We start from the raw sequence: 20,866 nt of genomic DNA, 5'->3' as shown, positions 1-20,866 counted from the left end.
TGACGTGGAAGAAGCCGCCGCGTGCGGGGAAGCCGCGGTGCGCGCCGCCGTCGGGGGCCGGAGCGGATTCATGGTCAAACTAATGCGCCTCCAAAACAATCCCTACAAGTGGACCACCGATCTCCAGCCGCTGGGCGACATCGCCAATGTCGAGCATTTCATTCCGCGCGATTGGATGAGCGAAGACGGTTTTCTGCCGAACGAAAAGTTCATTCAGTACGCGCGGCCGCTCATTGAAGGTGAGCTGCGTCTGCCGGATGAGGGCGGCCTCCCGAGGTTCGTCGTGCTGGAGAAGGCGCCTGTTGAGAAAAAATTGCCGGCGCGCGTTCGAGCCGGAGATACGGATCTGGTGGCGCGGATTTGAAACGGCGGCGGTTGGCGCGGGACGCTATTTTTCGGCCGCCCGCACCAGCAGGACGGGGATGGTCGTCTTGTGACGGACCTCATGGATGGTGCTGCCCAGGATCAAATCGCCAATCAACCGGTGCCCATGCGTTGTCATCGCGATCAGATCGCACTGTTCGCGTTCGGCGGTCCGGATGATTTCCGTGGGCGGATCACCGAGGGCGAGATGAGCGGAGACTTCCAGACCTTCCGCCCGCAGCCTGCCCGCGGCCGCCTCCAGATAGCCGCGGTCATCCTTCATTTCCTGGGATTCAGCAAGCTTGAGTTGTTCGAAGTTGCGGGCGACCCAGCCGTCGGCCACATGCACCAGCAGCAGACGTGAATGCAGGCGTCTGGCCAGTTCGGTGACGTGCGGCAGCAGGCTCTGGTCAGCGCGGCTGTTTTCGAGTGCAACGAGGATTTTTTTGTACATGCGGACCTACGATTGCCGGAAAATCTTGATTGCCAGGTCGGTCATCCCAAAAACGTCCGCGAGCAGCTTTATGTTCAGGGCGATGATGACGATTACCGTCGTCCAGGCCAGCCAATTCACCCAGCATTTGTTGGCAAATTCGCCCATCTTCGCCCGCTCGCTCGTGAAGAGGACGAGTGGGACGACCGCGAAGGGCAGTTGCATCGAGAGAATTACCTGGCTGAGCACGAGCAGTTTGTCCTCGGCGCCATCGCCCAGAATTGCCAGACAGATGATCGCGGGCACGATGGCGATGAGGCGGGTGATCAGGCGCCGCAACCACGGACGCAGCCTGATGTTTAGAAAGCCCTCCATGACGATCTGTCCGGCCAGGGTGCCGGTCAGCGTCGAGTTCTGTCCGGACGCGAGCAGCGCCACCGCGAATAATCCGCTGGCGATTCCGACACCGAGGGTCGGGCTGAGCAATCGGTAGGCTTCCTTCAGTTCGCCGACCTCGTGTTTGTGGTGAAACGCGGCGGCGGACAGAATCAGAATGGCCGCGTTGATGAACAGCGCGAACATCAGCGCGAGCGTCGAGTCAAGGGTCGCGAATTTGACCGCTTCGCGGCGGCCGCTCGCGCTTTGCTCGTATTTGCGCGTCTGCACGATGGAGGAATGAAGATACAGATTATGCGGCATGACCGTCGCGCCAAGGATGCCGATGGCGACGTAAAGCATCTCGCGGTTTGACAGGATATCCGCACTGGGAATGAATCCTTTGGCAATGCCGGCCAGGTCCGGCTTTGAAAAAATCATTTCGGCAAAAAAACACCCGCCGATGGTGAGGATCAAAACCACGACGAGCGTTTCAATGTAGCGGAATCCTTTGTTCTGCAAATACATCACGGCCAGCACGTCGAGCGCGGTGATGCACACTCCGGCGATGAGCGGAATCTTGAACAGCAGTTTCAACGCGATGGCCGAACCGAGGACCTCCGCAAGGTCGCAGGCGCAGATGGCGATTTCACAGAGCAACCAGAGGGAAATTGCGACCGGTCTCTTGTAATGATCGCGGCAGGCCTGCGCCAGGTCGCGGCCGGTGACGATGCCGAGCTTCGCGCATAGCGATTGGAGGAGGATCGCCATGAGATTGGACAGGAGGATGACACTGAGCAGCGTGTAACCGAATCGTGACCCGCCCGCGAGGTCGGTGGCCCAATTCCCCGGGTCCATGTATCCCACCGCGACCAGATAGCCGGGCCCGGAAAACGCCAGCATCTTGCGCCAGAAACTCAACCCCTCCGGCACCGGGATGGTGCGATGGACTTCCGACAGGCTCGGCGTGCCGGCGTCTAATCGCCAGCCGGCTTTTTGCACAGAAGGTTTATGTGACGGGTCCGTCATCACGGACAGGCATGTTGAAATCCGAACATGAACGCACCATAGCCGGTATGGAGTATTAGAGTCAACTATGAATATTAGTTAATACTAACTCTGTGGTCGTGTAGTCGTGGATTGTTGCATCCTAGAAGGTCGGATCCTGACATGGAAACCAAATCCACCCCCGGTTTTATAGACGTTGTTGGACTTCGTAGCCGCGCAAAGATTAAACTCCAGTCATGCGACCGTTGGACATCCAGCAGATCGGCGAGGAACTGGCCATCAAGTGGGATGATGGCACCGAGAATTTCGTGGGTCTGGAAAAGTTGCGGCGTTGTTGTCCGTGCGCGGGGTGCAAGGGCGAGTCCGACATCCTGGGCAATGTTTACAGGAACCCGGAACGCCCGTTGTCGGCGCACGCGTTTCAGCTCAGGCGGATCGCGAGCGTCGGCGGTTATGCCGTTCAGCCGGTCTGGGGCGACGGCCATGCGAGCGGCCTTTACTCGTTCGAGTATTTAAGAAAGGTGGCCGAAACCCGAGACGCAGAGTCGGATTGACCGAGCTCCGGGGCGCGGAGCGAGACCAGCAGCCTGGCGCTGCGTCGGATCATCACTCCACACTCCGGTGTCGCGTGCCGGTTTTATGCCTTGCCGCCGAAGCTGACATAATCGTCTAGGTCGAGCAGATCAAACCAGGTTACGATGTCCTCGCGCTGCTGCGCGGCCTTGGAATGCAGTTCGTTGAAATAGGCGCGCGATTCGGGATCGGCCGGGGCACGGCGTTCGGCCAGAGTTGACCAGGCGGCGATTTGGACCTCCGTCGGTTTGTTCTTCGCGTTCGCGTTGATCCATTCCAGAATTTCCCAGTCACCCTTGCCGGCTGCGAGTTGTTTCTTGAGCGCCTCCGGATCAACGCCCGCAAAATCGAGGAACCGCTGGTCCATGGGACAATTGTAGTGGTATTCGCCGTTCTTGCCGGCGACGGTGGCCCGGCCTTTGTCGAGCATTCGCGGGAGGATCACGTAGCCGCCGAGACACACGCGGGGACTGCGCGGCGGTTGTTTCGTCAAATCAGGAGAAGTGATGGCCATAATTTCAATTGGATCGAGTTATTGTTGTTCAATGCGAAGCCGGCTCACTCGAGCCGGCGGCAGGTGAGGCTAAGGTGCCGCAGGTCGCGCGGATGTCAACCCGCGGAGAATCAGAGCAGCTCGGGCTGCAATTCCTCCTTGGCGAGCGCCTCACCGAGGCTCTCGACTCGCGCGCGACGGCGCTCGATAATGTGCTTGTCCACGAGTGGATCGTAAGGCACGGGATAATTGCCATCGTAGCACGCCATGCAGAACTCGCTGGCCGGAAGGCCGGTGGCCGCCACCATTCCTTCTTGCGAAAGGTAGGCGAGCGAATCGGCGTTGAGATATTTGCGGATTTCGTCGAGGGAATGATTCGCCGCCATCAACTTGCTGCGGTCCGGAAAATCTATGCCATAAACGCACGGGTTCATGTGAGGAGGGCAGCTGACCAGCACGTGAACCTCCTTCGCGCCGGCCTCCTTGAGATTGTTCACCCGTGACTTGCAGGTTGTCCCGCGGACAATCGAATCGTCCACGATGATCACGCGTTTGCCCTTCACGAGTTCGCCAATGAGATTCAGCTTCACCCGCACGTTGAAATCGCGAATGAGCTGGGACGGCTGCAAAAAGCTGCGGCCGACATAATGGTTGCGTACGAACGCCATCTCGAACGGAACTCCGGATTCCAGCGAGTAGCCGAGCGCGGCGCAATTCCCGCTGTCCGGCACCGGCACGACAATGTCGGCGTCGATCCTGTTTTCGCGGGCAAGCTGGCGGCCCAGCTCGACGCGGACCTGGTAAACATTGCGGTTGGCGATGGTGCTGTCCGGGCGGGCGAAATAGACGTATTCAAAAATGCAGAACGCCTTGCGCTGGTGATCGGGAAAGGCATGGATGCTTTTCAGCCCGTCCTTGTTGATGATGACGATTTCTCCCGGTTCGACATCGCGGACGAATTTCGCGTGGATCAGATCGAAGGCGCAGGTTTCGCTGGCCAGCACCCAGGCGTCGCCCACCTTGCCGATGGACAGCGGCCGGAAGCCGTGCGGATCGCGCACGCCGATCAATTCCTGCTCGGTCATGATGATCAGCGAATAGGCGCCCTCGATGCGGCGGACGGTTTGAACAAGGTTGTTTTCCTTTCCGCCCAGTGTTGGTTGGGCCAGCAGCATCAGGATGATTTCGCTGTCAACCGTGGTCTGAAATGGCAGCCCTTTGGCCTCGAGCGCGTCGCGCAATTCCGCGGCATTGGTCAGGTTGCCGTTGTGCGCGATCGCAATCTGGCCCTTGGAGGAATTAACAGTCATCGGCTGCGCATTGCTCAACTGGGACGATCCTGTCGTTGAGTAGCGCGTGTGTCCGACCGCCATGTTGCCGACGAGCGCGTGCAATTTGTCGCCGTCAAAAATCTGCGACACCAGCCCCATGCCCACGTGTTTGCGAAATTGGCGGCCATCACAGGCGACAATGCCGGCGCTTTCCTGGCCGCGGTGCTGGAGCGCGTAAAGGCCGTAATAGGTCAGTTCGGCCGCGCTCGGGTGGCCGTAAATGCCGAACACGCCGCAATAATGTCTGGGATAATACTGCATGTCACTTCGTCCGCGCAGCCATATCCAACAAGGGTTCCACGCTTCTCGCAAGTCTCAACTGGACTTTTATGCGCGGGTCTCAGAAGCGGCCGCACCGAGGGTTCGATCAAGGGCCTTCAACGGCCTTGTAGAAGCGCGCCGAGTTCGTTGCCGTTGTGTCGTCGAAGTCCAGAGCGCCGGTAGTGGACGCGTGACTGAATACTGTTTCCCAATCCGAGAGATTCGTGGAAACATAGACCGTCACCGGGCCGGCGCCGCTCAGCCCCGCCAGCCGCAGATGGGCAATTCCGTTGGTGAAACTTAAAGCGTCCGGGGTCGTTTCGAAGTGAAGCGATTCTCCGAACACAGTCACGGCGGTAATCGGACCATCGACGGACCCGAGATCGTTGCTGATGATGCAACGGTAATTGCCGGAGGCGCTCAATGGCACACCGGTCAGGGTCAGGATCGCGTTGGTCGCGCCGTCCATGTCACCGCCTTTGAACTGCCATTGGTATCTCAGCGGCTGTGCCCCCGCGGCCAACGCAGCCAATCGTAGCGTTCCACCCGCCGTCACGGTTCGCCTCGGAACCGATGATACGACAACGGGCTTGCCGTCTCCGATGATGGCCAGATTATGGAACCAGCCCGAGGCGATGCTGACGACGTTGTTCAGCGGAGACGGAATGTTCGCCTGGCCGGAAGTGTTGTCTCCCCAAGCCACAATTGTACCCTCGCTCGTGAGCGCGAGACTTCCCTCAAATCCCGCGGCAATGGCTACGACATTCGAGAGTCCCGAGGGCGGTTGGACTAGACTCGAACCGCCAGCGCCCCACGCAACCACCGTTCCGTCCACAGTCAACGCCATGCTGTGGTCGAATCCCGCGGCAATGGCGACCACGTCACCGAGATCAGCGGGGACATTGGTTTGTCCGCTGAGATTTTGTCCCCAGGCCGCGACCGTGCCATCATCCCTCAAAGCGAGTGAGTGTTGCGAGCCAGCGGCAATGGCAATGACATTTGAAAGACCGACAATTTGATCCGGCCTTGTGGAGTTGGTATCCCCCCACAAAACCAAGTTCCCGTCCGCTGTCAGGGCCACCGAATGAAAACTCCCGGCGGCCACCGCGACGACGTTTGACAAACCGGCCGGCACGTTGGTTTCCCCGTAGGAGTCTTCACCCCACGCTGCGACCGCACCACCATCGAGCAGGGCGACGGTGTGATAGTCCCCTGCGGAGATAGCGAAACAGAGACCGAGATTAGTCGGAATCTCGAGTCCGTACAAACCTCCCCATTCGATCAATGAACCGTCAGTCATGAGCGCCACGGAGTGGCCGCTTCCCGCCGCGACATGCACCGGGTTGGTCACACCTGCAGGAATCCAGGTCTGTTCGCTGGCGTTGTTGCCCCACGCAATGATCGGGCCGAGCGTTACCGTTGCCACTTCGCTGGTCGTGCCACCGTGACGGTTCGTGACGATCACCCGATAATCAGCGACGTTCGTCGCGGATGCGTTGATGATGGAAAAGGAGAGGTTGGTCGCGTCGGAAATATCAACGCCATCCCGCTGCCATTGATACAGCAGCGACGGCGTGCCGCTGACCGTTGCGGTTAATTCCAGACTGGCGCCGGGCAGAATTGTGCGACCACGCGGCGGGAGTGAGACGAGCGGGGCGCTGTCACCAACCAGTGCCAAAGTAAAGTCCCCGCCGGCGGAGATTTGCATGACGTTGGTCAATCCGGCCGGCACGACCGATTCGCCGGCAATGTTTTGTCCCCAGGTGACAATGGTTCCGTCGCTGCGAAGGGCAACGCTGCGGTTCAGGTTCGCGGCCACCGCCACGGCATTCGTGAGATCACCCGGCACATTCGTCTGGCCGTTGTTGTTAAGCCCCCACGCGACTATGGCGCCGTCACTCTTGACCGCGAGCATGTGCGCGTAGCCGGCGGCAATGCCGACTACGTTGGACAATCCGGCGGGAACATTGGTCTGGCCGGCAAAATTTGAGCCCCACACTACGACTGTTCCGTCATTTCTTAACGCAGCGGCGTGTGTGTCACCGGCCGCAATGGCAGTCACGCCGGAAAGTCCCGAAGGTGGCACCCAGAGCGGCCCGGAGGGAGCTGGAAAACCTCCCCAACCTGTCACCGTTCCATTGGATAAAAGTGCCAGGCTGTATTCGTTGCCGGCGGCGATGGCTTTAACTCCAGTCGGAGGGAAGGTCGGATGGCTGACCGAAAACGTGGTACCGCCCCAGACAACGACTGTACCATCACCGCGGAGCGCCACGCTGTGTTGCGCCCCGACAGCGATCGCAACGACGTTTGTTGCAAGAGGGGAAACGTCAGCCTGGCCGTACCGATTGTTTCCCCAAGCCGAAACGCTCCCGTCCTCGAGCAACGCGAGCACATGCGCGCCGCCGGCGCTGACGGCTTTCACGTCGGAAAGACCAGCGGGAACACTGGCCTGTCCGTTGCCATTGAGTCCCCACGCGGCGATCGTTTGAAGCTGGCGGACTGTTACCGAGGCGACCTGATTGGTGATCGAGCCAAAACCGTTCGTGACGACCACCGAATACATGCCGGCATTGTCGGGTTGAACACCGGTAATCGACAGCGCCGCGTTGGTTGCGCCAACAATATCGACACCATTGAACCGCCACTGGTAATTCAACGGTTGCGCGCCGGCCACCATCGCTTCGAGATTGAGGTTTTCATCTTGCAGGATGTTGTGCTCCACCTGCCGCGCTGTGGGCATCGGCGCTCCGGTTCCTTCAAACGCCAAGGAAAAAAAGTGGCCCGCTGCAAGTGAAAGAATATTGGTCGCTCCCGTCGGAGCCGCGCTTTGTCCGCTGCCGTTCAGACCCCAGCCGACAATCCTGCCGTCGTCGGTCATGGCCAGGCTGTGGGCCACGCCCGCCGCAATGGCCACCACGTTCGTCAAACCCGTCGGCACATTGGTCTGCCCGGAAGTGTTGCTGCCCCAGGCCACCACGGTGCCGTCATCGCGCAGCGCCAGGCTGTGAGAATCACCCGCAGCAATGGCCACCACATTGGCAAGATCTCCCGGAACGACACATTGTTTTTCTGTGTTTCTGCCCCAGGCCGCAACCCGACCATTGTCCAGCAGAGCAAGGCCATGAGAACTGCCCAGAGAAATCGCGACCGTTCCTGACAGATTTGTGGCCGCCGATATCTGGGAGAAGCTGTTGTTTCCCCACGCCACAACCGTTCCATCGCTTCTGAGCGCGGCGCAAAAATCGCCACCAACGCCCAGGGCAACGGCGTTGGTTAGACCCGAAGGAACATTCGTCTGCTGAAAGCTGTTGTTGCCCCAAACGACGGCCGTACCGTCCGCGCGCAGTGCGCCCGAATCATTGACACGGGCGGAAATAGCAATGACGTTGGTCAATCCGACAGGCACGTTAGTGGCGCCTGAGAGACCGGAGCCCCAACTTGCGACGGTGCCATCCGGCCTTAATCCCAATCCGTGGCTGTCACCTGCGGTGATGGCAACGGCATTCGTCAATGCCAGGGGCAACACGAGCTGAGTCTGGTTATTGGGGGGAAGATTGGTTTCGCCCCACGCAAGGATCGGACCGAGCAACAGCGCGGCGGGCGCGCTGGGCACGTTGCCGGAAGCATTGGTAACGACCACCTGGTAATTGCCGGCATTCGCAGGTGTGACGTTGGTAATTGTGTAAGTCTGGTTCGTGGCGTTCGAAATGTCCGCTGTGCCGAACTGCCATTGATACCGCAATGCCGAACCACTGGCCTGGACACTGAACACGGCTCTCATTCCGGGTGCCACGTTGAGGCTTTGCGGCTGCCGGGTAATCACCGGCGCCTGGGCAAGCAGACCGTCGCCGGCCACACAGATACACCAAGCAGCGATCGCCAGAGCCCGCGATCCGCACTTCAAGATTGAAGCTGGTCTCCTTTTCGTCACGCAAAGCGCGTGCCGGCATTCATTCCCCATGACTTTTCCTTTCCTGGCGCCGCAGGATAACCAAATCGGCAAGAAAATCAATGCGAATCGAGAGGATTCTCCTTCGATTGGCAAAGCACGGCCTAAAACGGAACGAAAGGAAGTTTGGTGCCGCGGATGCAGCGCTTTGGTGTCACTTCACTCCATCGCTCGCGCGATGCTGTTCCACCAGAGGTCGTGCAGCTCCGGCAGGTCCCAAGTCAACCGGCTATCCGAGGTCTTGATTTGCAATGTGAGACCTCCAACCACGCCGAGTTTTGCCGCCGGGAATTCCAGGATTTTCGCCTGCGCCACTATCTTGGCCGCAAACTGGGGCGCAACCGAGATCACGACGCGCGACTGCGCTTCGCCGAACAGCAGGGCGTCGAGACGAGGGGCTGTCACAGTTGACAAATCGGCCTGCGCGCCGATCAACCGGGGTGTATTACGGGCTGTAAGCTGCGAAATGCAACATTCCGCCAGTGCCACAGCCAACCCGCCTTCGCTGCAATCATGCGCGCTCTTGACCGCCCCGGACTGGATCCAGCCGCGCAGCGTATCGTGCAGGGTCTTCTCTCTGGCGAGATCGCAACGCGGCGGTGTGCCGGTTTTCAGTCCGTGAATCGTTTTCAAATAAGCCGATCCGCCGAGGCCGTGCAGGGGATCATTTACGTCCATCGCATCCCCAAGTAGAATAATCACGTCTCCTTCGTCTTTGAACCATTGCGTGGTGATGTGCTCCGGTTTTTCGATGATACCCACCATCGCCACGGTGGGGGTTGGATCGATCGCGCCGTCGGGACTTTGATTGTAAAGACTCACGTTTCCGCCGGTGACGGGCGCGTTGAAGACGTGGCAGGCTTCGGCCAGCCCGCGAACCGATTCCTTCAATTGCCAGAAGATTTCGGGGTTGTGCGGATTGCCGAAATTGAGGTTGTCGGTCGTGCCAAGCGGCGCAGCGCCCGAACACGCGAGATTGCGCGCCGCCTCGGCCACGGCGATTTTGCCCCCTTCGTAGGGATCGAGATAAACGTAAGTGGCGTTGCAATCAACGGTGAGCGCAATGAATTTTTCGGTCGTCGCCCGCATGGCGCTCGCATCCTCCAAACCGGGAAGACTGTCCGTTTTGATGCGAACCACTGCCGCGTCCGAGCCGGGGCAAATCACTGACCCATCGCGCACCATGTGGTCGTATTGCCGATAAACCCAGTTTTTCGACGCGATGGTCGGCCAGGCCAGCAATCGTTTCAAATCATCGACGGGATTCGTTGTGTCAGTGATCCCGGCCAGACGGAAGGCGCGGACGGCATTCAAGTATTCAGGCTCTTTCGCCTCGCGCCGGTAAACCGGCGATTCATCGGAGATTTTTTTGGCCGGGATGTCAACCTCCACCTTGCCGTGATTCCTGACGATCATGCGGCCCGTGTCGGTCACGAAACCGATCTCCGCCCACGGCAGGTCCCACTTGTCGAAGACGCGTTTGACCTCCTCTTCGCGCCCCTTGTGGACGATGATGAGCATCCGCTCCTGCGATTCGCTCAGCATGATTTCGTAAGGCGTCATGTCCGGCGCGCGCTGAGGAACTTTGCCCAACTCGATTTCGATGCCGGTGCCTGCCCGGGCGGCGGTTTCACAGGTCGAGCAGGTCAAACCGGCCGCGCCCATATCCTGAATTCCGGCAACCGCGCCGGTGGCGAGCAGTTCGAGACAGGCCTCGAGCACGAGTTTTTCCATAAACGGATCGCCGACCTGCACTGCGCCGCGCTGCTGCCCGGCGGATTCCTCGGTCAGGTCCTGCGAAGCAAACGCGGCGCCCGCCAGCCCGTCCCGGCCAGTGGCGGGGCCAACATAGAAAACCGGGTTGCCCACACCTTTCGCCGCACCTCGTGCGATCTGATCGTGGCGCAGCACACCCAGGCAAAACGCGTTGACGAGCGGATTACCATCGTAACATTTGTCAAAATAAACCTCGCCAGCAATGGTCGGGATGCCGAAGCAGTTGCCATAATGGGCGATGCCGCTGACAACACCGGCGAAGAGGCGGCGGTTGTTTGCGAGTTGGGGATCACGCACGCTTCTGTCTGCCGCCGACAGGGCGTCAGCCACCGCGCCGGGAGCGCGTGGCGCTCCATTCTCACTCGTTATCGGCCCGAAACGCAGGGAGTTGATCGCGCAGACGGGCCTCGCGCCCATCGTGAAGATGTCGCGAATGATGCCGCCGACGCCCGTGGCTGCCCCCTGGAACGGCTCGACCGCACTGGGGTGGTTGTGTGATTCGATCTTGAAAGCGATCGCCAGTCCGTTGCCTATATCGATGATGCCGGCATTTTCCTCGCCGGCGCCGACCAGGATTTTTATGGATTTGGTGGGAAAGGTTTTAAGCAGTGGGCGCGTGTTCTTGTAGGAGCAATGCTCGCTCCACATGACGGAAAAAATGCCCAACTCGGTGTAGTTTGGTTCGCGTCCGAGGACTTCCCTGATGCGTGCGAATTCGTCCGGTGTGAGGTTGTGCCGGGCAACCAAATCCGGGGTGATGGCGGGTTCGATCATGTAATTCTACAAAGACGAACTGAAACTACCAACAGGAGGGCGCAAGGCGAGTTGATTCTGATGCGCGGCGAAATCGGCGAGCCATCGCAAACGGCAAGGGCGGCCGTTTGCACGGCCGCCCTTGCCTCACAGAGACTGCTTGCGCAGATCTGCCGATCAGAGTTTCCAGCCCTTGCGGAACTGGCGTTTGACGAATTGCTCCGCAGCGGAAGTGTTTTTGGCCTTCATGTTGGGGCCATCCCACTCCAGTTTCTGCCCGGCGCGCATGGCGACGTCGCCGAGAAGGATGATCTCGGTCAGGTAGGCCGCGATGTCGAAACGAGAGTATGCAGCCAGGGGGTCATTCTTCTTGATGGCATCGATCCATTCGAGGTGGTGGCGACGATCAGTATCCGGGCTGAGTGTGTTTCGCGGGATTGTTTGCGGAATATCTTTGACGGCTTCGTGTTTCGTTCCGTCAGTGTATTCCTTGTCGTCCTTCAACTTGATGAAGAATTTCGCGCCGTAATCATCGGGCGAAAACAGCTTGCCCTTGTCGCCGATGAGCAAACAACCGCTGCCCGGCATTTTGCCCAGCATTTCCTCAATGTCCGCCGTGATGTCCTTCGGAGGTTTGTTGTTGCCATCGTGAGCATAGGGGTCGTTCGGTCTTGGATTGCCGCCGTCGTACCACCAGAACTGAGCGGGCGCGAGTCCTTCGCGCGCCGGAAACTCGAAACGAATCTTCGATTTGAGCGGATAGGATTCACGGTTCATGTGGGACGTCTCTGCTTGAACCTCGGTTGGATAACCGAGTTTGAGCGCACGGAATGGCATGTTGGAGGTGTGGCACGCCATGTCGCCGAGCGCACCGGTGCCGAAATCCTGCCAGCCGCGCCAGGCGAAATCGTGATAGGTCCGGTTGCCCTTGTAAGGTCGCATGGGCGCGGGGCCGATCCACAGATCCCAATCCAGCGTCGGCGGAACGGGATCCGAGCCCGGCGGACGATCCATGCCCTGAGGCCAGATCGGGCGGTTGGACCAGACATGCACCTGGTGGACAGAGCCGATGGCGCCGGCTTGAATGACTTCAACGGCCCGACGGAGTCCGCTTTCCGAACTTCCCTGATTACCCATCTGCGTGACCACCTTCTTGTCCGCCGCAACCTTCCGCATCAGGCGGGCTTCGTAAACGGAAATGGTGAGCGGTTTCTGACAGTAAACGTGCTTGCCCAGTTTCATCGCCATGATGGCGGCGCAGGCGTGGTGGTTGTCCGGGGCGCTGACGATAACCGCATCAATGTCGCGGTGAATCTGATCGAGCATCTTCCTGTAGTCGCGAAAAACTTTTGCCCCGGGATACTTCTGATGCCGGTTGTCGAGGGTCCTTTGATCGACGTCGCAAAGGGCGACGATGTTCTCGGAGGAGCAACAGTCCGTGTCGCTCGAGCCTTTTCCGCCAGCGCCGATCTGGGCGATGTTCACTTTGTCATTCAGGTTCCGCGCGCGAAGCAGATAGGGGCCGGTCAAAACCGTTCCGCCAACGGCCAGCGAGGAATACCTGATGAACTGACGACGAGAGTGCCTTGAGAAGGTAACTTGCTTTTTCATGAGGTTGACGAATACCCGCCCGTGCGCGGTAACACAAGTCCATTTTCGGAGGCGCGCGAGCGGGAACACGCTCGAAGGCGATTTAACCGTCTTGCCCAAAACTGCGCTCTCTGGTAATCCAACCCCGCAACATTGATTTGGAAGCTCATAAGACAACATGAACCAGAAACATTCTTCGTTGACCCGGCGCCTTTCGCAGCTCGTTTCGGCCACCGCTTTGGTCGCTGTGCCATTTTTTTTCTCTGCGGACAAATGCAGGGCGGCAGACGCCGCTCCTGATTCGTCCCAAAAGCCGGCGGGCGAGCTGGCTCCGTTGCCGTTGAATCTGCCGCCCGCGGGCTATGAAGGTACGCCCAAGGACATGCCGCCGGACACGACCGCCGAGAAGCCGTCCGGCAAGCCCCGCCCGCCATTCCTCGCGCCCAAAGGAGTCAAGAACGTCGCGGCGGGCAGGCCGGTGACCAGCAGCGACTCCAGTCCCATCTCGGGCGACCTGAAGCAAATCACGGATGGAAAGAAAGACGCGTTCGATGAAAACGTGGTGACGTTGCGCCGACGCACCCAGTGGGTGCAGGTCGATCTTCAGGGTGAATTCAATCTTTATGCGATCCTGCTCTGGCACGAACACAAATCCCCGGTCGTTTACCGGGACGTGATCGTGCAGGTGTCCGATGACCCCGAATTCAAAAACGGCGTTCACACGCTTTTCAACAACGACCAGGACAACAGTTCGGGCCTCGGAGTCGGCACCGACCGGGAATACTTTGAAAACCACGAAGGCAAGTTGATTGACGCAAAGGGAACCAGGGCCAGATACGTCCGCTGTTACAGCAAAGGCAACACCGACTACGCGCTGAACTCGTATACGGAAATTGAAGTTTACGCGCTGCCGGCCCAATGAAGCGGTGGTTCGCGCCGGGAATGTTGCTCGTGTTTGGCCTGGCGCTCGCGCTTCGCTTGCCGCAGTTGGACCTTCGTCCGATGCACAATGACGAGGGGGTCAATGCAATGCGATTCCGCACGCTCTGGGTCGATAGCACCTACCGGTACGATCCGAACGAGTTCCATGGTCCGACTCTTGAATACGCCACCGCCGCATCCGCGGAGTTGAGCGGGTCGCGCGATTTCGACCAATTCAGCGAAGCCACGTATCGTCTCGTGACAGTCGCGTTCGGCGCTGGGTTGATACTGTTGCTGCTCCTGCTCGCCGACGGCCTGGGGAAGGCGGGGACCCTGTGGGCGGCTCTTTTTACAGCCATTTCTCCGGCGATGGTTTTCTACAGCCGGTACTATATCCACGAAATGTTGCTGGTTTTTTTCACGGCACTCACCCTCGCCGGTGCCTGGCGCTACGTGAAAGCAAAGACCCTAGGCTGGGCTCTGCTCGCCGGCGCCGGTTTGGGGTTGATGTTCGCGACGAAGGAAACGTTCGTGTTCGCGGTGGTCTCAATGGTTGCCGCCGTCGGGTGCGCAGTGATGTGGAGCCGATGGGCCGACGGCAAACGCGTTGACGTCAAGGCGCATTTCGAATCGAGGCACGTCGTCGCGGCACTTGCAGTCACGTTGCTCGTGTCGGTGGCGTTTTTTTCGTCGTTTTTCGGGAACGCGGGCGGGCCATTGGATTCCTTGAAAACCTATCTGATCTGGTGGCATCGGGCGGGCGGGGAATCCCCGCATGTTCACCCTTGGTATTTTTATTTGCGCCGGTTGCTGTTCTTTCACTACCGCAACGGACCGTTTTGGAGCGAAGGGTTGATCGCGGGACTGACAGCGGTTGGAGGCGTCGCCGCTTTCACACGGCGATGGCCTGGTCCGACCGAGGACATGCTGATTCGGGTCATCGCCTTCTACACCGCAGGGATGACGCTCATTTATACGGTGCTTCCTTACAAAACGCCGTGGTGCGTTCTGGGCCTTCTGCATGGGATGATATTGCTGGCGGGCGTGGGCGCGGCCGCCGTGGTGCGGATGTGCGGAGAGGGACGATTGAAATGGGTCGCGTGCGCCGCGCTCGTTATCGCGTCGGCGCAACTCGGCTGGCAGGCGTGGCGCGCCAGCTTTCCATTCTGCGCCAGCCAGTTCAACCCGTACGTATATGCCCAGACCTCGCCGGACATTCTGAAACTGGTGGCCAAGGTCGAAGCTCTCGCGGCCGTTTCCCCTCAAAATCACGGCACCCTGGTCAAGGTCATGTCGCCGCGCAACGACTACTGGCCACTTCCGTGGTACCTGCGACGATTTCAAAGGACCGGGTTCTGGAACGAGATTCCGTCGGAACCGCTGGCGCCAATCATGATCGTCTCTTCCGAATTTCAAGCGGCGTTCGACGAACGGCCCCAGAAGACTCATCTCATGGCGGGCTACTTTCAGTTGCGCCCGCAGGTCTTCTTCGAGCTGTACGTGGAGATCAATCTCTGGCGGGATTACGTAAAAACTCTGCCTCCGGAAAATGACTGAGGTTCATCGCAGGAACCGCCGGGGCGATTTTTCTTGAACCGCCGGCGTTAACAACTAAGAAGGACACATGAATTCCACCCGGCACCTTCCCCATTTTCTTTCACTTGCACTCGGCTTGACCTCCCTCGGGGCGCCCGCATTCGCCGCCGATGCGAGCAACCCGTTTGTTGGTCGTTGGGCCCTGACCGTTCCTGGCGGAGGAGCAGGTTGGCTCGGGATTGCCGCTGAAAAGGGTTACTACGACGGCAGCATCCTCTGGATTGCCGGCAGCGTCGAGCCGGTGGACAGCGTGTTCATCTTCAATGACACGCTCCATGTGACCCGCACTCACGAAGTGCAGCGCAAGGACGCCGGCGGCAAAGTCGTGCGGACCCAGCGCTTCACCGACCTGATTACCGCCACGGCGGATGGCGACGAGTTGAAATTGAAGATCTTTCGGCCGCGAACAAACGGCGAGGGCATGGATCAGGAGGAGTTCACCGGCAAGCGCATTCCGCCCGTTCCACACGCCCCGGACCTGTCCAAGGTCAAATATGGCGAAGCCATCCCGCTCTTCAACGGCAGGAACCTGGACGGCTGGCGGCTCACCGATCCGAACCAGGTCAGTGGTTGGAGCGCTGGAAACGGGATACTGATCAACAATCCCGTCCAGCACAAAGGCGGGCCGCATGTTTCCTATGGCAACCTTCGCACCGACCGCGAATTCGAGGACTTCAATCTGAAACTCGAGACCCGTGTGCCGAAGGATGGCAACAGCGGCATTTACCTGCGCGGTATCTACGAAGTGCAGGTCGCCGACACCTACGGCCGCCCGCTCGACCCGCACAACATGGGCGCAATCTACAGTCGCATCAAACCGAGCGAAAGCGCGGAGAAACCCCCCGGCGAATGGCAGACGTTCGACATCACGCTGTGCGACCGCCACGCGACGGTGATTCTGAACGGCAGGAAAATCATTGATAACCAGCCGTTGCTCGGTTGCACGGGCGGCGCGTTGTCCTCGGACGAAATGCGGCCCGGTCCGATTTACCTCCAGGGCGACCACGCAGGGGTCGAATACCGGAACATCGTTCTAAAGCCGATCGTCAAGTAACAACGGTCCGGCTGAAAGCAGAGGCAATCTCAGAGCGGGCAGGGGCGGATCGTCTTCAAGCCGCCTTCGCCACTGTCTGCCGTTTCGCGAGCGCGTGGAGGAGGCTTTGAAAAATCAGGCAGCCATCAGCGCTTCCGAGGATTGTTTCGCAGGCACGTTCCGGGTGCGGCATCAGGCCGGCCACGTTGCGGCGCTCGTTGCAGATCCCGGCAATGTTCCCAAGCGATCCATTCGGGTTCGATTGCTCTGTGATTTCGCCGTGCGCGTCGCAGTACTGCCAGAGGATGCGGTTATCCGCCTTGAGTTTGTTCAACGTCTCCTCGTCGGCAAAATAACAGCCCTCACCGTGCGCGATGGGAATCTTGAGCAGTTTATCCTGGGGAATCCGGTTTGTGAAAGACGAGTCGGTCGTGAGAGTTTTGAGAAAGATATGCTCGCAGTGGAATTGCAGGTCGCGATTCCGAATCAGCGCGCCGGGCAGCAAACCGGCCTCGCAAAGAACCTGAAAACCGTTGCAGATGCCAAGTACAAGCCCGCCGCCGCCGGCGAATTGCTGGACGGCCTGCATCACCGGGCTGAAGCGCGCAATGGCGCCACAGCGCAAATAATCGCCGTAACTGAATCCGCCCGGGACGACGACGGCATCGGCGTCGCCAAGGGAGGTTTCCTTGTGCCAGACATAGCGGGTCGAATGGCCAAGCACATCCCGCAGCACGTGAACGGCGTCCTGGTCGCAGTTGGAAGCGGGGAATTGAAGGACGGCGAAGTTCATTCAAGCTCGAGCTTGTAGTCCTCAATCACCGGGTTGCTCAGAAACCTGTGACACGCTTCGTCGAGCTGGCGGCGCACGGTTTCTTTGTCGGCGCCATCCAGTTCGATTTCGAGGAATTTGCCCACGTGCACGGCGTTGATGCCATTGTATCCCATGTGTTCAAGGGCGCTTTGGACTGCTTTGCCCTGGGGATCAACGACGGCCTTTTTGGGGGTGATGATGATTTTGGCTTTCATGTCAGAACCGAACAAACCCGTGAAACTTCCGCGGCCGATGTTGGGGAATGCGCGGCGCGGACGCCAGTATTTTTTGTTTGTGGACGCCGCCTGAAATCTCCTGTTGAAACGCCGGCCCGGGCCGGTAACATTGCCGGCATGAAACTGCTTTGTGCTTTTGCGGTGTGGATCGGAATGGGCGTGGTGCTCGGGTCGGGTATCCTGATGGCGGTCAAGGGAAACCCGTGGTTGTTGATAGCCGGCTTTGTCGGATTCGCGATTGCCGTCGGCAAAATCGGCTGCGCGACGCATTGATTTCACCCGCCACGCTTCGCTACCGCGTGACCGGCGAACGGAAAAGCCAACCGGTTTCCGGCCTCCCAGATTGAGTGCCTTCAATGAAGGCTGTTCAACTCACCTCTCACGGCGCGCCGGGCCGCTTCCAACTCAGCGATCTGGCGGACCCAACACCGGATGCCGGAGAAGTGGTTGTTGAGGTTCACGCCTGCGGCTTGAATCATCTGGATCTCTGGCTGGAGGAGGGCGGCCTGCCGATTCCTGTCCAGTTGCCGCGCACGCCCGGGTGCGAAATCGCCGGAAGGATTGCCGCGGTTGGCGTCGGCGTGAAAAACTGGGAGACGGGAGACCGGGTCGCCGTTCAATCCAATATTTTCTGCGGGCGCTGCGAGTTCTGTTTGCGCGGGGAGGAATCACTGTGCATGAACGGCGAACTGGTCGGCGTGCAACGCGACGGTGGCTTCGCGGAAAAGGTGATGGTGCCGGAGCGCGCCCTGGTGCGCTTGCCGGCCGGCGTGGATTTCGAAACCTCCGCGGCTCTGACGCTGGCGGGCAGCACGGCAATGCACATGCTGACCTGCCGGACTGCGGTCCGACGCGGCGATTGGGTGCTGGTGATGGGCGCGTCGAGCGGCGTGGGTTCGGCCGCGATTCAAATTGCGAATCATCTCGGCGCGCGAGTCATCACCACGGCCTCGACAAACGAAAAAAGAGAGCTGGCACTCGAACTGGGTGCGGAACACGTCGTCAACACGGGCGACGAATCGTGGCCGGCAGAGGTCCGCAAGCTCACCGCGAAACACGGCGTTGATCTGGTGGTGGAACACATCGGCGGCAAGGTGTTGGAGCAGGCGTTCAATTGCCTGGCTCGCGGCGGTTCGATTGTGACGTGCGGCGCGACCGCGGGACGGGACGTGAAGCTGAATCTCTGGCCTTTCTTTGTGAAAGAACAGCGGCTTGTCGGCAGCTATGGACGCAACCGCGTGGATCTGGACAAGACGCTGGCCTGGGCGGCAGAGGGGAAATTGCGGCCGGTCGTTGACCGTGTGTTCCCGCTCGGCGAAACGCCGCTCGCCTTCGCGGCGCTGCGCAACCGGGCAGTCCTTGGAAAACTGGTGGTTCGGGCTTTCGCGTCCTAGCTTTCGCTGATATTTTCCTCGCCCGAATTGTAACCTTCGTGTTACGAAAGCAGGGCTATGTTTTCCCTGCAAGAAGTATTCGGCAAGGCGGATAAGTTCTTTGGGCTGCTGGAAGCCAGTGCCGAGGAGGCCCGGGCCAGCGTTCAGGCGCTCGTCAAGGCCGTCAAGGACCGGGACCAGAATCAATCGTTGGACGAGTTTGTCCTCACCCGGCGAAAGGAAAAGCGGATCACCGAACAGATCAGCGAAGAACTGGTGAAGACTTTCGTCACCGCGCTGGAGCGGGAAGATATCGAAGCCCTCTCAAACGCCCTGTACAAAATACCCAAGACGGCCGAGAAGTTCGCTGAACGCTTCGTTCTGGGCGTTGAACGCCTGAGGGACGTGGATTTTTCGCGGCACGCGGCCATGCTTGAAAAGGCGACTGACACGATCACTTCAATGGTCAAACAGCTTCGCGCCGGGCACGAGCTCGAAGAGATGAAGGAGCAGAACGACCGGCTTCAATACATCGAAGGCGAGGCCGACAAACTGATGCTCGAATTGTATCGCGACCTTTACAGCGGCCGACACGACCCGGTCAAGGTGGTGATGCTGAAAGATCTTTACGAATTGCTGGAAAAGGTGGTGGACCGCTGCCGGGACGCCGGCAATGTCATTTACAACATCGTCCTCAAGAACTCCTGACGCCCTCCATCATGACGCTGACACTGGTTCTTGTTGTCATCCTGGTGGCGTTGATTTTTACCTACACCAACGGCTTTCACGATACGGCCAATTCGATCGCCACGGTGGTTGGCACGCGTGTGCTGACTCCCAGGCAGGCTATCCTGCTTGCGACGGTGACCAATCTTTTCGGCGCGATGGTGGGCGGGGCCGTGGCGAAAACGATCTCGTCGGGCCTCGTCGACGCGCCGGCTTCGTCTTCCTCCTACATGCTGATTTGCGCGCTTGTGGGTGCGATTCTTTGGAACCTGATCACCTGGTATGTTGGTCTTCCCTCGAGTTCCAGTCACGCACTGGTGGGCGGCTTGTGCGGCGCGGCGTTTGCGGCCGCTCACAACGACTGGAACGCGATCATTTGGGCGAAGGCACCGGCCCTCGGCAAGCATTGGTGGGACGGCGGCGGCATCCTTTACAAGGTGGTTTTGCCGATGGTCCTCTCGCCGTTCATTGGATTTCTGATCGCCTTCATAGTGATGGGCTTTTTGCTGTTCTTGCTTAAGAATTCAAAACCCGGGATGGTCAACCGCCTCTTCGGCAAACTCCAGCTGGTCAGTTCGGCCTACATGGGTTTCAGCCACGGCACCAACGACGCACAGAAGACGATGGGTATCATAGCCCTGGCCCTCGCGGGCGCCACCCAGACCGGCATATTCGATCATCTTCCACCCTGGCTGGGTTTTCTTTACACACCGGAGGCTGCCAACCCCAAGGATCAACATATCGATCTTTGGATAAAGGTGCTTTGTGCCCTGACAATGGCGGCGGGAACGGCCGCGGGCGGCTGGCGCATCATCAAGACGCTTGGCCACAAGATGGTCAAACTTCAACCCGTCCATGGGTTCGCTGCGGAAACCGCCGCGGCGACGGTGCTTCTCGGAACGGCGGAAATGGGCATGCCGGTCTCGACCACGCATGTCATCACTTCGTCCATCATGGGCGTCGGCTCGGCCAAACGATTGAACGCCATCAAATGGCGCGTCGTGGAGCGCATCATCTGGGCGTGGATACTGACCTTGCCCGCCACCGCCGGCGTTGCCTACCTGTTCATGCGCCTGGTGCAATTCACGGGTTGGGTGCCCTGAATTGAAAGGGTTCACCTGGCGCGGTCTGGTGTCGTTCGGCGATCCATTTTTTGATTGCGCTTTTGATCTCCTCCCGTATTTCGCGCGTTCCGCGCAACTTTTCCGCCTCGGTGCCGGTCAGGGCGGAAGGATCCTTGAAACTCCAATGCAGGCGCCGGC

General features: G+C 59.4%; 18 protein-coding genes. 9 read left to right on the top strand and 9 right to left on the bottom strand.

The window, feature by feature from the left end; all coding sequences use genetic code 11:
- A partial coding sequence (locus VN887_00880) for a 6-phosphofructokinase (GenBank protein HXT38554.1) occupies positions 1-364 on the top strand: 364 nt, incomplete at its 5' end.
- A 24-nt stretch (positions 365-388) separates the two neighbouring features.
- On the opposite strand, the gene VN887_00875 is transcribed toward VN887_00880, so the two are convergent.
- Positions 389-817 (bottom strand): universal stress protein, encoded by a 429-nt coding sequence (locus VN887_00875; protein HXT38553.1) that lies wholly within the window; start codon positions 815-817, stop codon positions 389-391.
- A 6-nt stretch (positions 818-823) separates the two neighbouring features.
- Positions 824-2,200, bottom strand: a complete 1,377-nt coding sequence (locus VN887_00870; protein ID HXT38552.1) for an Nramp family divalent metal transporter — start codon at positions 2,198-2,200, stop codon at positions 824-826.
- 215 nt (positions 2,201-2,415) lie between these two features.
- Between VN887_00870 and VN887_00865 the strand changes: the two genes are divergently transcribed.
- The gene (locus VN887_00865; protein ID HXT38551.1) at positions 2,416-2,733 is read left to right on the top strand and encodes a DUF971 domain-containing protein; all 318 of its coding nucleotides are present in this window, start codon (positions 2,416-2,418) and stop codon (positions 2,731-2,733) included.
- A gap of 83 nt (positions 2,734-2,816) precedes the next feature.
- On the opposite strand, the gene VN887_00860 is transcribed toward VN887_00865, so the two are convergent.
- From VN887_00860 to VN887_00840, 5 genes are all read right to left on the bottom strand, one after another.
- The gene (locus VN887_00860) at positions 2,817-3,266 is read right to left on the bottom strand and encodes a DUF5069 domain-containing protein (protein ID HXT38550.1); all 450 of its coding nucleotides are present in this window, start codon (positions 3,264-3,266) and stop codon (positions 2,817-2,819) included.
- 110 nt (positions 3,267-3,376) lie between these two features.
- A complete protein-coding gene (gene purF, locus VN887_00855) occupies positions 3,377-4,837 on the bottom strand; it encodes an amidophosphoribosyltransferase (GenBank protein ID HXT38549.1) in 1,461 nt (486 codons plus the stop codon).
- Between the two features lie 106 nt (positions 4,838-4,943).
- Positions 4,944-8,693 carry an immunoglobulin domain-containing protein gene (locus VN887_00850; protein ID HXT38548.1) on the bottom strand — a complete coding sequence of 1,250 codons (3,750 nt, stop codon included), beginning with the start codon at positions 8,691-8,693 and terminating at the stop codon, positions 4,944-4,946.
- Positions 8,694-8,945: 252 nt separating this feature from the next.
- The gene (purL, locus tag VN887_00845) at positions 8,946-11,336 is read right to left on the bottom strand and encodes a phosphoribosylformylglycinamidine synthase subunit PurL (GenBank protein HXT38547.1); all 2,391 of its coding nucleotides are present in this window, start codon (positions 11,334-11,336) and stop codon (positions 8,946-8,948) included.
- Between the two features lie 156 nt (positions 11,337-11,492).
- Positions 11,493-12,926: a Gfo/Idh/MocA family oxidoreductase gene (locus VN887_00840; GenBank protein ID HXT38546.1), complete on the bottom strand. Its 1,434-nt coding sequence runs from the start codon at positions 12,924-12,926 to the stop codon at positions 11,493-11,495.
- Positions 12,927-13,083: 157 nt separating this feature from the next.
- Here VN887_00840 and VN887_00835 point away from each other — a divergent pair, with 157 nt between their 5' ends.
- From VN887_00835 to VN887_00825, 3 genes are all read left to right on the top strand, one after another.
- Complete coding sequence (locus VN887_00835) at positions 13,084-13,827, top strand: hypothetical protein (GenBank protein HXT38545.1); 744 nt, start codon at positions 13,084-13,086, stop codon at positions 13,825-13,827.
- Complete coding sequence (locus tag VN887_00830) at positions 13,824-15,383, top strand: flippase activity-associated protein Agl23 (protein HXT38544.1); 1,560 nt, start codon at positions 13,824-13,826, stop codon at positions 15,381-15,383. Before VN887_00835 ends, VN887_00830 begins: the two co-directional genes overlap by 4 nt.
- Before the next feature lie 67 nt (positions 15,384-15,450).
- Positions 15,451-16,476: a DUF1080 domain-containing protein gene (locus tag VN887_00825; GenBank protein ID HXT38543.1), complete on the top strand. Its 1,026-nt coding sequence runs from the start codon at positions 15,451-15,453 to the stop codon at positions 16,474-16,476.
- Positions 16,477-16,531: 55 nt separating this feature from the next.
- Here the strand turns inward: VN887_00825 and purQ are convergent, their stop codons facing one another.
- Positions 16,532-17,248, bottom strand: coding sequence for a phosphoribosylformylglycinamidine synthase subunit PurQ (purQ, locus tag VN887_00820; protein ID HXT38542.1), 717 nt, complete (start codon positions 17,246-17,248; stop codon positions 16,532-16,534).
- A complete protein-coding gene (purS, locus tag VN887_00815; protein ID HXT38541.1) occupies positions 17,245-17,484 on the bottom strand; it encodes a phosphoribosylformylglycinamidine synthase subunit PurS in 240 nt (79 codons plus the stop codon). Before purS ends, purQ begins: the two co-directional genes overlap by 4 nt.
- 138 nt (positions 17,485-17,622) lie before the next feature.
- Here purS and VN887_00810 point away from each other — a divergent pair, with 138 nt between their 5' ends.
- The 4 genes from VN887_00810 to VN887_00795 all read left to right on the top strand — a co-directional run bounded on the left by VN887_00810 (position 17,623) and on the right by VN887_00795 (position 20,707).
- Positions 17,623-17,778, top strand: coding sequence for a hypothetical protein (locus tag VN887_00810; protein ID HXT38540.1), 156 nt, complete (start codon positions 17,623-17,625; stop codon positions 17,776-17,778).
- A gap of 83 nt (positions 17,779-17,861) precedes the next feature.
- On the top strand, positions 17,862-18,899 hold the full coding sequence (locus VN887_00805) for a zinc-binding dehydrogenase (GenBank protein HXT38539.1): 1,038 nt from the start codon (positions 17,862-17,864) through the stop codon (positions 18,897-18,899).
- Positions 18,900-18,956: 57 nt separating this feature from the next.
- Positions 18,957-19,586 carry a DUF47 family protein gene (locus VN887_00800; protein HXT38538.1) on the top strand — a complete coding sequence of 210 codons (630 nt, stop codon included), beginning with the start codon at positions 18,957-18,959 and terminating at the stop codon, positions 19,584-19,586.
- Between the two features lie 11 nt (positions 19,587-19,597).
- A complete protein-coding gene (locus VN887_00795; GenBank protein ID HXT38537.1) occupies positions 19,598-20,707 on the top strand; it encodes an inorganic phosphate transporter in 1,110 nt (369 codons plus the stop codon).
- Positions 20,708-20,866: the final 159 nt, after the last annotated feature.

The sequence above is a fragment of the Candidatus Angelobacter sp. genome (genome assembly GCA_035607015.1).
Taxonomy (GTDB): domain Bacteria; phylum Verrucomicrobiota; class Verrucomicrobiia; order Limisphaerales; family AV2; genus AV2.
This window is presented reverse-complemented; position numbering and strand designations above follow the sequence as displayed.